The organism is Gemmatimonadaceae bacterium, assembly GCA_040882285.1.
GTDB lineage: Bacteria > Gemmatimonadota > Gemmatimonadetes > Gemmatimonadales > Gemmatimonadaceae > JACDCY01.
In genome coordinates this window covers 15910-29346 of sequence record JBBEBQ010000026.1, presented here as the reverse complement: position 1 = coordinate 29346, position 13437 = coordinate 15910, and the positions used below count along the sequence as shown (strand labels likewise).

The following is a 13437-nucleotide window of genomic DNA, read 5'->3' as shown; positions in this document are numbered from 1 at the left end:
GAAAGTTGAAACTGCTATTGGCTATTAGCTGTTGGCTGTTGGCTTGAAGCGGAACGACCAGGTGGAACTGCGGGAGCTTTTGGCTAACAGCCAATAGCCAACAGCCAATAGCTCCCTCACGCCGTCTTCGGAAACGGTATCGCGGCATCGCCGTCCGCCGCGGCGACCGTCATGCGGGCGGCGTAGCCCGCGAGCGGAGCGGCTTCCGGCACGCGCGCGGACGCGGAGAACAGCGCGGGGCCCTTCGCCTCGGCGTCGGCGGGCAGCGCGTGATAGCGCGCGCCCTCGAGCTGCTCGGCGGTGAACCACTCTGTCACAGTGTCCTCGCTGAAGCCCTGCCACACGTGGCCCATGGTCTGGCGGTATTCCGCGTGGTCGTGCGGCATCATGTCCACCACGAGGATGCGTCCGCCGGGGCGCACGACGCGCGCGGCCTCCGCGATCGCCAGCGCCGGCTCGGGCAGGTAGTGCAGCACGAGGAAGAGCAGCGCGGCGTCGAGCGAGTCGTCGGCCACCGGAAGATTCTCCAGCTCGCCGCGGCGGAGGTGCACGTTGCGCACTCCCGCCAGCCGCTTTTTCGCTGAGCCGAGCATCGCCTCCGACGAATCGATCGCGACCACGCGCTCGACGAACGGCGCGATGGCTTCGGTGAGCTGGCCGGTGCCGCAGCCGAGATCGCCCACGGTCCAGCGGTCGTCCACCAACCCCATCAGTCCAACGAGGTCGGAGCGGCGGCCGAACAGCTCGGTGCGAAGGCGGTCCCATTCGGCGGCGGCGCCGGAAAAGAACTCGTGGCTCCGCTCGCGCCGGCGAAGCAGCACGGAGTCGAGCCGGTGCGCGTCCTGATCGGCCGCCGCGCTCTCCGAGATCTGCTCGCGCACGATCCGCCAGAGCCGCTGCGCGCCCGGATCCACGCGGTCGCGCGACATCCGGTAGTACCGGCTGGTTCCTTCCTGCCGCGATCCAACCAGCCCTTCGTCGGCCAGCACCTTCAAGTGCCGGCTGACGGTGGATTGCGGGAGCTGCAGCACGGTGCACAGCTCCGTCACGGTGCATTCGTGCCGCTCGAGGACGAGCAACAGCCGGCTCCGGGTGGAGTCGGCCAGCGCAGTCATGCAGTCGAGAATCGCGAAATCTGATATCATCCGTATATCCGGATGGAAGATTACATGCTCGCGCTCTCGGGGTCAACCCATCGAAACGGTTTTCCACAACAGGGCGCCGAACTGTCGAAAGATTCAACTGTACGGGCGGCCCAGGACCACTTAACTTGATGTGCTATGCCACTTTCCGGCTCGTCACAGGCCAGGGCGGGCGGCCCGCGCGCGGCCGGCGGGGGCGCGGAATCCGGCTACGCCGCGCTGCCGGCGGCGCTCGCCGAGATCCGGCAGCGCATAGACGAGGCGCGCTCGCGCGGCGGCCGGGGGCAGGACGTTCGGATCGTCGCCGTGACGAAGACGCACGGGCCGGAAGCGGTGGCCGCGGCGGTACGCGCGGGCATCGGCGACGTCGGGGAGAACCGCGTGCAGGAAGCGATCGCGAAAATGAGCGAAGTCGACGTCGCGGTCCGCTGGCATCTGATTGGGCATTTGCAGCGCAACAAGGTGCGCGAGGCCGGACGCTTCGCGCTGATACATTCGGTCGACAGCGAGCGTCTCGCCGAAGCGCTGGATCGCGAAGCGTTGCGGGCCGGTCGGACGTTCGACGTGCTGGTGCAGGTGAACGCGTCGGGCGAGGCGTCGAAGGGCGGCTTCGGGACGGACGAAGTGCCGCGCGTCGCGGAGCGCTTGAAGTCGATGGCCGGACTGCGCGTCACGGGATCGATGACGATGGCGGCGCTCGGCGCGGGCGAGCCGGAGCTGCGCGCGTCGTTCGCCCGCGCCCGCGCGGCGAGGGACGTTTTGTCGGCGGCCGGTCATCCGGCCGGCGAGATTTCGATGGGGATGTCGCAGGATTACGAGATCGCGGTCGAGGAAGGCGCTACCTTGGTGCGCCTCGGCACCATTCTGTTCGGAGCACGGGAGACACGATGATCGACGAAAGCTTCCATCTGACGCCGCTCGACGTACGTCGCTACGATTTCGGCCGCGCGTTCCGCGGCTACGATCCCGCGCGGGTCGATCAGTTCCGCGACCAGGTCGCCGAAGAGATGGAGCGGCTCGCCCGCATCAACCAGGACCTCGACGCCAAGGCGAGAAGCTTTCACGAGCAGCTCCGCTCTTTCCGCGAGCGCGACAAGGCTTTGAACGACGCGCTCGTGTCGGCGCAGCAGCTGCGCGCGGAGATGCGCGAGCAGGCCGAGCGCGAGGCGCAGCTCATCGTGCGCGAGGCGCAGCAGGACGCGGACAAGCTCCTCGAAGGGGGCAGGGCCGAGCTGAAGAAGCTCGAGGGCGAGATGGAAGCGCTCACCAGGTCGCAGCGCGCGTTCATCTCGCAGATGCGCGGGTTGATCGCGCGGCAGATGTCGGAGATCGACGCGGCCGACTCGCCCGCGCACGGGTCCGCTTCCCGCAACACCGGCACAGCCCAAGAGTGAGCCAGGCAGGCGCTGACGAGCGTCCGGCTCCGGTCGGACGCGGTCCGGCATTGCGGTACCGCCAGCTTCCGGCCGACCTCGCGCCCGACGACCTCGAGCGCGAGCTGCTCGCGCGCTGGGCGGAGGAGAAGCTGTTCCAGCGGACTCTCGCCGCGAGCGAGGGACGGCCGGAGTTCGTCTTCTTCGAGGGACCGCCCACCGCGAACGGCCGCCCGGGGATCCATCACGTGTTCGCCCGGACGATGAAGGACCTGTTCTGCCGCCACCGCGCCATGCGCGGCTTTCACGTCGCGCGCAAGGCGGGCTGGGACACGCACGGCCTGCCGGTGGAGATCGAGGTAGAGAAGCAGCTCGGCATCAGCGGCAAGCAGGACATCGAGCGCATCGGCGTGGAGAAGTTCAACCAGCTGTGCCGCGAGAGCGTGTTCCGGTATCGCGAGGACTGGCAGCGCATGAGCGAGCGGATCGCGTACTGGCTGGATTACGATGACGCCTACGCGAGCTATACCAACGATTACATCGAGAGCGTCTGGTGGGCGCTGAAGACGCTGCACGAGCGCAAGCTGCTGTACCTCGGCCACAAGATCCTGCCGTACTGCCCGCGCTGCGGCACGTCGTTGTCGAGCCACGAGGTGGCGCAGGGCTACAAGGACGTCAGCGATCCCAGCGTGTACGTCGCGCTCGATCTCGTCGACGACGCAGCCGCGGCCGGCGCGCCGCGGCGCCGCCTGCTGGTGTGGACGACGACGCCGTGGACGCTGGTGTCGAACGTAGCGCTGGCGGTGAGCCCCTCGATCGAGTACGTGGAGCTGCGGAAGCGCGGCGGCAAGACCAACGAGACGATCATCCTGGCGGAGGCGCGCGCCGCCGCCGTGCTGGGAGAGGATTACCGCGACAGGTGGGAGAGCGTGGCGACGCTCGGCGGCGCCTCGCTCGCCGGCAGGCGCTACCGCCGGCCGCTCGACTGGGTGCCGTTCGACGAGGGCGGCGGCGAGCACGAGCTGATCGTGGTCGAGTCGTTCGTGAGCGCGGAGGACGGGAGCGGCATCGTGCACATGGCGCCGGCGTTCGGCGCCGACGACTACGCGGCCGGACGGCGGCACGGGCTCGCCTTCCTCCAGCCGGTGACGGGGCGCGGCGAGTTCGCCGCGGACGTCCCGGTTGTGGGCAACATGTTCGTCAAGGACGCGGACGCGAAGATCGTCGAGGAGCTGCGCGCGCGCGGCGTGCTGTGGAAGGCGGGGAAGCTGGAGCACTCCTACCCACACTGCTGGCGGTGCGACACGCCGCTGCTGTATTACGCGCGCACGTCCTGGTTCATCCGCACCAGCTCGTACAAGGACGCCATGCTCACGCGCAACGCGCGCGTGGACTGGCATCCGCCGGAGATCGGCGAAGGGCGGTTCGGCGAGTGGCTGGTGAACAACATCGACTGGGCGATCTCGCGCGACCGGTACTGGGGCACGCCGCTGCCGCTGTGGGTGTGCGACGCCGATCCGGAGCACGTCGAGGCGATCGGCGGCTACGCCGAGCTGGCGCGGCGCTGGGGCAGGGAGCTGCCGGCGGACTTCGATCCGCACAAGCCGTACATAGACACGTACACGTGGAAGTGCGCGCGGTGCGAGGGCACGATGACGCGCGTGCCGGAGGTGGTGGACGCGTGGTTCGATTCGGGGTCGATGCCGTTCGCGCAGTGGCACTACCCGTTCGAGAATCGCGACATGGTCGCGCGCTACTACCCGGCGGATTTCATCGCCGAGGGACAGGACCAGACGCGCGGCTGGTTCTACTCGCTGCTGGCGATCGCGACGGGGCTCGGCGACGCGCTGCCGAACAACCTCCTCGAGCACGAGGCGGTCGCGAACGAGGGCGTGAACACGGCGCCGTATCGGGCGGTCGTGGTCAACGGCGTGCTGCTCGACGCGAAGGGCGAGAAGATGTCGAAGCGCCTCGGCAACATCGTCGACCCCGACGCGCTGCTCCCTGTGCACGGCGCCGATGCGCTCCGGATCTCGCTCATCTCGGCGAGCCAGGTCTGGATGCCGCGGAACTTCGACGAGGCGGCGATCCGCGAGAGCGCGGGCCGGTTCCTGATCACGCTGAAGAACGTGTACTCGGGAATCTTCGCGCTGTACGCGAACTTCGGCTGGGAGCCGGGCGGCGACGATCCCGCGCCCGCCGACAGGCCGCTGATCGACCGCTGGGTGCTCTCCCGCCTCGCGACCGTCGAGCGCGAGACCGATGCGCTATTGGAGCGGTACGAGTCGATGCTCGCGCTCCGCGGGCTGATGGAGTTCTTCGTGGACGACGTCTCCAACTGGTACGTGCGGCTCAACCGGCACCGGTTCTACGACGTTGAGCGGCCGGACAACCGCGCCGCGTTCGCGACGCTGCACGAGGTGCTCGCCGTGAGCTGCCGGCTGCTCGCCCCGTTCGCGCCCTTCGTCTCCGACTGGATCCATCGCGAGCTCACCGGCGGCTCGGTGCATTTGTCCACCTACGTACGCTCCGACCCCGCTGAAGTCGATATCTTTCTGGAGCGCGGAATGGAGTCGCTGCGGAAGCTCGCGACCCTGGGCCGCGCCGCGAGAGAGGAGGCCGGCGTACGGGTCCGGCAGCCGCTCTCGATGATGGTGTGCGTTGTGCCGGACGCGGCCACGGAAGCGGTGCGCCCGCTGGTTCCGCTGCTGGAGTCCGAGCTCAACGTGAAGGCGGTGGAGTTCGTGTCGTCGGCCGATACGTTGGTGCGGCTCGAGGCGAAGCCGAACTTCCGCTCGCTGGGGAAGAAATTCGGAAAGAACACGCCGGCCGCGGCGCAGGCAGTGACTCAACTTGGCGGCGACGCGCTCCGGAGCTTCGAGCGCGGCTCGCCGTTGTTTATTTCGGTGGGTGAGGAATCGCACGGGCTGGACCCGGATGATCTGACCATCATCCGGCGGGCCTCCGGCGAGATGGTGGTAAAGGAGGAAGGGGCGTATTTCGCCGCGATCGACGCGACGGTGACGCCCGAGCTGCGCGCCGAAGGATTGGCACGCGAGCTCGTCAGCAGGGTACAGCGATTGCGAAAGGAAGCGGGGTTCGCGGTTAGCGATCGGATTTCGGTCGTAGTGTGGGGGGATCCGGTGCTGGAGGGCGCGGTGGAGGCCCATCGCGAGTGGATCGCCGAGGAAGTACTGGCGCGCGAGCTTGCAACCGGCGGGAGCGCCTCACGGAACGCGGCACAGGCGGTGGACCTCGACGGGGTCGCCGCCCATGTCGCCTTGAAGAGGGTAGGATGAAGCATGGCACCTGCAGCTAGCAGCGGCGAGAAGAAGCCCAAGTCGATGACCAAGAAGATGCTCGGCCACTTCGAGAAGCGGCTGCTCGAGGAGCGCAAGCGCGTGCTGCGCGAGCTGGGGCATTACGACGAGACTTTCGGCTCGACCGAGCAGGGCGCCGACGGCGACCTCAGCTCCTATTCATTCCACATGGCGGACCAGGGCACGGACGCCATGGAGCGCGAGAAGGCGTTCCTCTTCGCGAGCCAGGAGGGACGGTTCCTCTGGCACATCGACGAGGCCCTCCGCCGGCTGTACCGCTCGCCGGAGACGTTCGGGAAGTGCCACAACTGCGGCAACGACATCGGCTACGATCGCCTCGACGCGCTGCCGCACGCGCGCTTCTGCATCGAGTGCAAGCAGCGGGAAGAAGATGGAAAGCGACCGGCGTAACGCGCCGCTGTTCTGGTCGGTCGTCGTCGGTGTGGTGCTGGTCGACATCGTCACGAAGGCCATCGCCGTGTACGCGCTCGTCCCGCAGCGGATTCCGCGGCAGGTGATCGGCGAGTATCTGCGATTCACGCTGGTGTACAATCCGGGAGCGGCTTTCGGGCTGCATCTGGGGGATTACTCGCGCTGGATCTTCACGATCCTCACGATCGGGGCGCTGTACATCCTCTCGCGGCTGTACCGCACCACCCGCGCGGACGACTGGCCCCGGACCCTCGCGCTCGCCCTGGTGTGCGCGGGCGCGATCGGCAACCTGATAGACAGGCTCCGCTCGCAGCTGGGCGTGGTGGACTTCATCGACATCGGGCTCGGCCCGGATCTGCGGTGGTGGACGTTCAACGTCGCGGACATGGCCGTGAGCACGGGCGCGTTCATGCTGGCGTGGGTTCTCTGGGGAGAAGAGAAGGCGGAAGCGATCGCCCCCTCGCAGCTCAGCAGCAAGCCGAACGAGATATAACTCTGGAGACGCGCCACACGTTCGTGGCTGAGGCCGGCTCCGAAGCGCGGCTAGATCTCCTCGTCGCGCGGCGGCTCGATCTCTCACGGACGGCGGCAGCCACGCTGATAGCCAACGGCCACGTGACGGTCGCGGGCCGCCTCGAGAAGGCGAGCTACCGGCCGGTCGCGGGCGAGCGCGTGGACGTCGTGATCCCGCCGCCCGAGACGCGCGAGATTCTCCCCGAGAAGATCGATCTGACGGTGGTCCACGAGGACGAGTCGCTGCTCGTCGTGGACAAGCCCGCCGGAATGGTGGTGCATCCCGCGCCGGGCAACTGGAGCGGAACGCTGGTCAACGCCCTCCTCGGCCGCGAAGGGCGGGATATCGACGGCGTGCCGGACCGCGCGGGAATCGTGCACCGGCTGGACAAGGAGACGTCCGGACTGCTGCTGGTCGCGAAGACGGAGCGGGCCCAGCGGCTGCTCGGCGCGGCCATCGCCGACCGGCGGGTGACGCGGCGCTACGCCGCGATGGTGTGGGGCCATCTCGACAAGGACCGGCTGACCATAGACCGTCCGATCGCGCGCGATCCCAACGACCGCAAGCGCATGGCGATCGTGTCCACGGGCCGCGTTGCGCGCACGGATTTCGTCCGACTGGCGCGGTACAATTCCGGCGACCTCCTGCGGGCGCAGCTGCACACGGGCCGCACGCATCAGATCCGCGTGCACCTCGCGTCCATCGGCAAGCCGGTGATGGGCGACGACGTGTACGGGGGAGGCGGCGGCCGCAAGCTGGCCGCCCTCCCGCCGAAGCGCCACTTCCTGCACGCCGCGTGGCTTCGCTTCGCGCACCCCGAGACGGGCGCGACCCTGGACCTTCGCTCTCCGCTCCCCCCGGAGCTCCACCGGTCGCTGGCGGCCGTCGCCGAGGATGCCTCACTGCTCCAGCTGGCCGATCCGCTGGCCGAGCTGGGGTTTTATGCGGAAATAGAATGAGGCCGCGCGGCGTTCCAAGTTGTATTCTTAGGGCAGCAACTTGCCGCGGTCGCGACCCCCGTCGCGCCAGCTCCTGCCTGCGAGGGATGCCGGATGCCCATCGTTAACTACACGGCGCGCGAAATCACTTGCAAGATCGTGTATTGCGGCCCGGGCCGGTCGGGGAAGACGAGCAATCTGCTGCACGTGTACAGCGAGCTTCCCGAGGACAGAAAGGGGAAGATGATGTCGCTCGCCACGGAGGCCGATCGCACGCTCTTCTTCGATTTCCTCCCCGTGGACCTGGGCAAGATCGCCGATTTCTCCACCCGCCTGCAGCTGTACACCGTGCCGGGCCAGGTTTTTTACGAGGCCACCCGGCGGCTCGTCCTCCAGGGCGCGGACGGCGTAGTGTTCGTGGCCGACAGCCAGACCAAGCAGCTCGAGGACAACATCGAGAGCCTGCAGGACCTGCACGCCAACCTCGCGGCGCACGACGTGGACGCGCGCAACCTCCCGATCGTGATGCAGTACAACAAGCGCGATCTGCCGGCGACCGAGATAATGCCTGTGGACGACCTGGACGACATTCTCAATTTCCGCGGCGTGCCCTCATTCCCCGCCGACGCGATCCGCGGTACGGGCGTGTTCGAGTCGCTGCGCGCGATCTCGCAGCTCGTCTTCCAGCGGCTCGATTCCACCAACGGGGGCGCGAAGTGAAGTCGAAACGGGGCGCGGCGGGAGGCGGGGGCAACGGCTCCACGCGCGGCGAGTTCGACTCGTTTCTCTCCGAGCTGGCCGGAGCGGTCGCCGAGCGCGTGCAGGCGCTGAACCCCAAGACGGCGTCGCAGGCGGACCCGGTGTTCTTCGACGAGACGAAGACGATCGTCGAATGGCCCGAGCGGAGCGCTTACGTGATCGAGGAGCTGCGCTAGATGGCGATTCGAGGCAGCCTGCGCGAGGCGAGCTTGCCCGACGTGCTGCAGCTGCTCTCGATGGGCAACAACATGGGTCTGCTCACCATCGACCGTGGGGATCAGGTAGGCCGGATCTACTTCGACGGCGGACGGATCGCCTACGCCGAGATCGAGCACCGCCATCTGTCCGCGGAAGAAGCGGTGTACCTCATGTTCACCTGGGACGACGGCGCGTTCAACTTCGCGCCCGCGACCCCGCCTCCTGAGGGCGTGCCGGTCTCGTCGATCGATCCGCAGTCCGTGCTGCTCGAGGGCGCGCGGCGGGTGGACGAATGGGCCGTGGTCGAGAAGAAGGTCCACAGCTTCGACCTGGTGTTCGCGCTCGAGCGGCAGGAGCTGCTCCGGACCAAGCTGGAGCTGACGGCCGATCAGCAGGCACTGCTGCCGCTCATCGACGGCCACCGCGACGTCAACGCGCTGATCGAGGAATCGGGGCTGGGCGAATTCGTGGTGGGGAAGGGGCTGTACGGTCTCATCACGGCCGGCTTCGTGGTCGAGGTCGGACGGTCCGGAGCGATGCCGAAGCCGGCGGATGGTCCCGACCTGGACGAGCACCGCAACCTCGGCATGGCGTTCTTCCGTGCCGTGATGTACGACGAGGCGATCACCGAGTTCACCCGCGTGCTCGAGCTCAAGGAAGACGACGCGCCGGCGGCGTTCTACATCGGGCTCATATCCATCTCGCGCCAGGACTGGGCAACGGCGGCGTCGGCATTTCAGCGGGCCACCGTGTACGCGCCGGAGGCGGTCTCCCCGCTGCACAACCTGTCGTACTCGCTCGCGAAGCTGGGGCAGATGGACAAGGCCAGACGCGTGTGCGACGAGATTCTCGCGCGCACGGAGCGGCGCGAGCCGGTCATCCTCACCTGGTCCGGCGCGCTGGCGATCCAGGCGCGCAACGCGAAGCTGGCCAACTCCGAGCTCGAGGCCGCGCGCCAGCTGTGGGGCGGGACCAAGCCGCCGGCGGTGTGGTACCACCACTCGGCGCTGGCCGCCGCGCTCGAGGGCGACCTGCTGCGCGCGGAGCGGATACTGCGAGATGCCATCGAGGCGCATCCGTACGGCGCCGCGCTGTACAACAACCTCGCCGTGGTGCTGACCCGGCGCGGCCGGTACGACGAGGCGCGCGTCGCGGCGGAGCAGGGAATCGCCGCCAATGCGAGCCTGCCGCAGCTGCACGCCAACCTCGGCGACGTCCTGCTGCACACCGGGATGCACGCGGAGGCCCAGGCGGCGTATCGGCGGGGGCGGCAGTCTGCGCTGCGCTAGCGCGCAGGTGACTAGTGACTAGTGACTAGTCACTGCTCCTCACTTCTTCTCCTTCCTGCTACCTTACGCCCATGAACAAACCCGAGATCTCGACCACCTCCGGCGTAGCCCGCCTCCCCGGAAGTCGGACTCTGTGGTGGGGGCTTGCCGCCGTGGCGATTTTGCTCGGCTTCGCGGATCTATGGCGCGGTGGCGAGACGATAGCGCCCATCCTACTGGTGATTGGCTATCTGGTGCTGGTCCCCATCGCGATTCTAAAGTAACTGTGTCCAGTGACCAGTAACTGCGTGAACAGCAGTCACTAGTCACTAGTCACCAGCATCACTCCGGGACGACGGCGCGGCCAATCGTCCCCGCATCCGTCCCGAACCAGATCGACCTCGTCGGCGCGTGATACACCATGTGCCGCACCGCGCCGCCGCCGCTCTTGATCGGAGTCGTCCCGATGAACCGGCGGCTCTTCGTGTCGAAGCCCACGAACTGATTCGGGCGGACGCCGGTCTCGACGAACCAGAGCCGGTCCTGGTCGTCCACCGTGAGGGCATAGGGCAATGACGTCGCCGCCGACGGAGCCGCGTATTCCTCCACGTTCCCCGATCGCGGATCGAGCCGGCCGATGAAGCCGCGCGTGTAATCCACGTACCAGATGCCGCCGTCGGTGGTGGCGGCGATGCGCCGCGTGCGGCTGCGCTCGTTCGGGAGGGTGTACTCGCGAACCGCGAGCGTGGCCGGATCAACTACCCCGATCTTGTTCGAGCCCATCTCGTTGAACCACGGGCGGCCGCGCGCGTCGATCACGATCCCGTACGGCCGCGCGCGCTCGGTCGGGACGGTCGCCATGCGTACTTCGCCCGAGCGCATATTGAGCCGTCCGATGTGGCCCCCGCCCTGGGCGGTGAACCAGATATTCCCCGCCTTGTCGAACACCAGCGTATGGGGATCGCGCAGCCCCGCTTCCGCCATCGCGAACTTCTGAATGGCGCCGCTCGCCGGATTCACCTTGCCGATGTGAGCCTGCCGGTTCCCCGCGTACCAGATGGTGCCGGACCGGTCCACGATCAGATTGTGCGGGCCGGCGCCGTCGTCGAGCGCGACGCGCTTGAACTCACCGGTTCGCGGGTCGAACCGCGCGACATAGTGGCCGGTCTGCCCCACGAACCAGACGTTGCCGTCGGGCGCGACGTACGGATCGCGCGGCCGCGTGTTGGCCCACGGGACCTCCCACTCGGTGATCGTGAGGGTGACCGGCGCCTGCGCGGGGGCCTGGCTGGCGAAGATGGGAGCGAGTGCGAACGTGAGCAGCAGTCCGGGTCTATTCATCGGTAGGCGCAGTTAAGGTGGCGAGGTAAGTCAACATTGTCGGCAGCTGGAAGCTGGTAGCTACCTGCTGGAAGCTCGCCTCTTATCGGTTCTCTGTGGCCTCTTGTCACTTTATATACGCGCCCCGCAGCCTGCCCGCTGAAAATCGCAGTATCGGCGCACCGCTTGCAATGAGCTTCACACCCGGCAAGCTTTCCCGCTCCTCGGCGCGCGCGCGGAGGATCCGGGCGAATAGCTCAGTTGGTTAGAGCGCCTGCCTTACACGCAGGATGTCGGGGGTTCGAGTCCCTCTTCGCCCATTCCCGGAGCTGTATTTCCGGGTGGCCGGCTGGAACTCTAGCCGGCGGGCGCGGGTACAGATGTTCACCGTATCGGAGGTTAAAACATTGAAGGCACGTCCTGGTCTCTCGAACGCTGCTGGAGCCGCGCTGACGATAGCTGCGATGGTTCTGGCCGCGATGCCCGTTCAGGCGCAGCGTCGCGATGCAGCGCCGCCGCCGCGCGTCATGGTCGCCACGTTCCACGCCTCGGAGCCCGGCGTCGGCATGCAGTTCGCCGAAGCGCTGCGCGCCCGGCTCGGTCGTGACGCGAATGCGCGCGACCTGACGGTGATCCCGAAGGCGGACATCGAGAATACGCTCCGCGCGTCGGGCTATTCCACGACCGAAGCGCTCAGCCCCAACGACGCCAAGGCCCTCGCGAGTCTCATTCGCGCGAAGGACTACGTCGACGGCACCGTGACGCGCACGCCCGCCGGATACAGGGTTGACGCGCGGCTGGTGCTGGCCCGCGATAACACCGTGGCGCAGGCGCTTCCGCCGGCCGAGGCCGGACGGCTCGACCAGGCGGCCCAAGCCATCTCCCGCTCGTACCTGCAGGCGCGCCGGCAGATCGAGCACGAGGAGCGCTGCTACAACGCGCTCCGCGCCGGGAACGTCGAGGAAGCCATTCAGTACGCGAACACCGGCCTGCGCCAGCATCCCGATGCCAACATGGTGCGCGTCTGTCTCGCCAACGCGTACGTGACCCGCGACACGCCGAAGGACAGCGCGTCGGTGGTCTCGGCGACCACGCTCCAGCTGGTCGAGCAGGTACTGGCGACGGATCAGCGGAACATCACGGCGCTGCGTCTGGCGGCGCTGGGCTACAAGGCCGCCGGGAACGAGGACAAGTACGTCGAGACCCTTACCAGTCTCCTCGCGGCCGCGCCGACGGACCTCACGCTGCAGCAGCAGGTCGTGAACGAGCTCGCAGCCAGCGGTCGCGCCGCGCTCGCCGCCCCGATCATAAAGGAGGCGCTCAGCCGCAGCGCGGGTGATCCGTCCATGCTGCGCACGGCGTGGCTGGTCCTGCTCGCCGCGCGCGATTTCGAGGCGGCCATCCCGGTGGGCCGGGACCTGATAGTCGCGGACACCTCGCAGGCGACGGCGAACTTCTACGCTCGTCTGGCGGGGGCGCTCAGCGGGCTCAGCCGCAACGCCGAAGCGGTGGAATTGCTGACCACCGGCACCGCGAAGTTCCCGACGGACGCGACTCTCTGGGTTGCGTTCGCCGAGGCGCAGCGCAAGTCGGGGAACACGGCGGGAGCGGTGCAGGCCGCCCGGCGCGCGCTGTCCGCGGACCCGAACGCCGCGGAGCCGTACGTGATTCTCGCCACGATCTACAGCGACGCGAATCAACCCGACAGCGTCTATTCGGTGCTGCTGCGCGCTCCCAGCGCGGCCGCGCCCATGGTGGCGCAGCTCGCGCTGCAACAGGGCAACAACGCGTACCGGGCGGGGAACGCGTCCCGCAACCGCGCTGATTTCCAGCGGGCGGTGCGCTTTCTGGAGCTGTCCAACCGGCTGCAGCAGAGCAACGCGGCGCAGTTCCTTCTCGGAGCGTCGGCGTTCTCCATAGCGCAGTCCGCCACCACGGAGGCGTCGCAGACCAGGAGCTGCGAGCTTGCCCGCCTGGCTCAGTCGTCGCTGGCAACCGCGAGGGCGAACGTGCCCGCGGGCCGGGAAGAATTCCCCGAGCCGACCGCGCAGCTGCTGGAGGCAATTCCGCAGTTCGACTCGCCGATATCACAGATGATCAGGCAGTTCTGCCGGTAACACCGCGGCAGCACGCATGACCTTCAGCCCGCCGTCGCCCAGCGACGGCGGGCTGT

The 13437-nt window shown here is 68.0% G+C and carries 13 protein-coding genes and 1 tRNA gene; 12 read left to right on the top strand and 2 right to left on the bottom strand.

The genetic code is table 11. The annotated features are described in order from the left end of the window. Positions 1-116 precede the first annotated feature (116 nt). On the bottom strand, positions 117-1145 hold the full coding sequence (locus WEA80_13260) for a metalloregulator ArsR/SmtB family transcription factor (GenBank protein ID MEX1187548.1): 1029 nt from the start codon (positions 1143-1145) through the stop codon (positions 117-119). A 135-nt stretch (positions 1146-1280) separates the two neighbouring features. Here WEA80_13260 and WEA80_13255 point away from each other — a divergent pair, with 135 nt between their 5' ends. The 10 genes from WEA80_13255 to WEA80_13210 all read left to right on the top strand — a co-directional run bounded on the left by WEA80_13255 (position 1281) and on the right by WEA80_13210 (position 10228). Further along, on the top strand, positions 1281-2033 hold the full coding sequence (locus tag WEA80_13255; GenBank protein ID MEX1187547.1) for a YggS family pyridoxal phosphate-dependent enzyme: 753 nt from the start codon (positions 1281-1283) through the stop codon (positions 2031-2033). Continuing rightward, on the top strand, positions 2030-2536 hold the full coding sequence (locus tag WEA80_13250; protein ID MEX1187546.1) for a DivIVA domain-containing protein: 507 nt from the start codon (positions 2030-2032) through the stop codon (positions 2534-2536). The genes WEA80_13255 and WEA80_13250 overlap by 4 nt, the downstream gene beginning before the upstream one ends. Then, on the top strand, positions 2533-5814 hold the full coding sequence (ileS, locus tag WEA80_13245; protein ID MEX1187545.1) for an isoleucine--tRNA ligase: 3282 nt from the start codon (positions 2533-2535) through the stop codon (positions 5812-5814). Before WEA80_13250 ends, ileS begins: the two co-directional genes overlap by 4 nt. A 3-nt stretch (positions 5815-5817) precedes the next feature. After that, complete coding sequence (locus WEA80_13240) at positions 5818-6246, top strand: TraR/DksA C4-type zinc finger protein (GenBank protein ID MEX1187544.1); 429 nt, start codon at positions 5818-5820, stop codon at positions 6244-6246. Continuing rightward, entirely contained in the window at positions 6227-6760 is a 534-nt protein-coding gene (gene lspA, locus WEA80_13235; protein ID MEX1187543.1) for a signal peptidase II, read from the top strand. Before WEA80_13240 ends, lspA begins: the two co-directional genes overlap by 20 nt. A 23-nt stretch (positions 6761-6783) precedes the next feature. Next, positions 6784-7740: an RluA family pseudouridine synthase gene (locus WEA80_13230; GenBank protein ID MEX1187542.1), complete on the top strand. Its 957-nt coding sequence runs from the start codon at positions 6784-6786 to the stop codon at positions 7738-7740. A gap of 93 nt (positions 7741-7833) precedes the next feature. Continuing rightward, a complete protein-coding gene (locus tag WEA80_13225) occupies positions 7834-8439 on the top strand; it encodes a GTPase domain-containing protein (protein ID MEX1187541.1) in 606 nt (201 codons plus the stop codon). Next, positions 8436-8654 (top strand): hypothetical protein, encoded by a 219-nt coding sequence (locus tag WEA80_13220; GenBank protein MEX1187540.1) that lies wholly within the window; start codon positions 8436-8438, stop codon positions 8652-8654. Before WEA80_13225 ends, WEA80_13220 begins: the two co-directional genes overlap by 4 nt. Beyond that, positions 8655-9965, top strand: a complete 1311-nt coding sequence (locus WEA80_13215) for a DUF4388 domain-containing protein (GenBank protein ID MEX1187539.1) — start codon at positions 8655-8657, stop codon at positions 9963-9965. It abuts the gene before it with no gap. A 71-nt stretch (positions 9966-10036) separates the two neighbouring features. Beyond that, positions 10037-10228 (top strand): hypothetical protein, encoded by a 192-nt coding sequence (locus WEA80_13210; GenBank protein MEX1187538.1) that lies wholly within the window; start codon positions 10037-10039, stop codon positions 10226-10228. 58 nt (positions 10229-10286) lie between these two features. Here the strand turns inward: WEA80_13210 and WEA80_13205 are convergent, their stop codons facing one another. Continuing rightward, complete coding sequence (locus WEA80_13205; GenBank protein ID MEX1187537.1) at positions 10287-11285, bottom strand: hypothetical protein; 999 nt, start codon at positions 11283-11285, stop codon at positions 10287-10289. Between the two features lie 225 nt (positions 11286-11510). Between WEA80_13205 and WEA80_13200 the strand changes: the two genes are divergently transcribed. Beyond that, positions 11511-11584, top strand: a tRNA-Val gene (locus WEA80_13200). Between the two features lie 87 nt (positions 11585-11671). Next, positions 11672-13381 carry a hypothetical protein gene (locus tag WEA80_13195; GenBank protein MEX1187536.1) on the top strand — a complete coding sequence of 570 codons (1710 nt, stop codon included), beginning with the start codon at positions 11672-11674 and terminating at the stop codon, positions 13379-13381. Positions 13382-13437: the final 56 nt, after the last annotated feature.

What these genes read in the sequence shown, in the direction of transcription:
- WEA80_13260 (MEX1187548.1), bottom strand. Translation starts at nt 1,145, where the DNA reads ATGATATCAGATTTCGCGATTCTCGACTGCATGACTGCGCTGGCCGAC.
- WEA80_13255 (MEX1187547.1), top strand. Translation starts at nt 1,281, where the DNA reads ATGCCACTTTCCGGCTCGTCACAGGCCAGGGCGGGCGGCCCGCGCGCG.
- WEA80_13250 (MEX1187546.1), top strand. Translation starts at nt 2,030, where the DNA reads ATGATCGACGAAAGCTTCCATCTGACGCCGCTCGACGTACGTCGCTAC.
- WEA80_13240 (MEX1187544.1), top strand. Translation starts at nt 5,818, where the DNA reads ATGGCACCTGCAGCTAGCAGCGGCGAGAAGAAGCCCAAGTCGATGACC.
- lspA (MEX1187543.1), top strand. Translation starts at nt 6,227, where the DNA reads ATGGAAAGCGACCGGCGTAACGCGCCGCTGTTCTGGTCGGTCGTCGTC.
- WEA80_13225 (MEX1187541.1), top strand. Translation starts at nt 7,834, where the DNA reads ATGCCCATCGTTAACTACACGGCGCGCGAAATCACTTGCAAGATCGTG.
- WEA80_13215 (MEX1187539.1), top strand. Translation starts at nt 8,655, where the DNA reads ATGGCGATTCGAGGCAGCCTGCGCGAGGCGAGCTTGCCCGACGTGCTG.
- WEA80_13210 (MEX1187538.1), top strand. Translation starts at nt 10,037, where the DNA reads ATGAACAAACCCGAGATCTCGACCACCTCCGGCGTAGCCCGCCTCCCC.
- WEA80_13205 (MEX1187537.1), bottom strand. Translation starts at nt 11,285, where the DNA reads ATGAATAGACCCGGACTGCTGCTCACGTTCGCACTCGCTCCCATCTTC.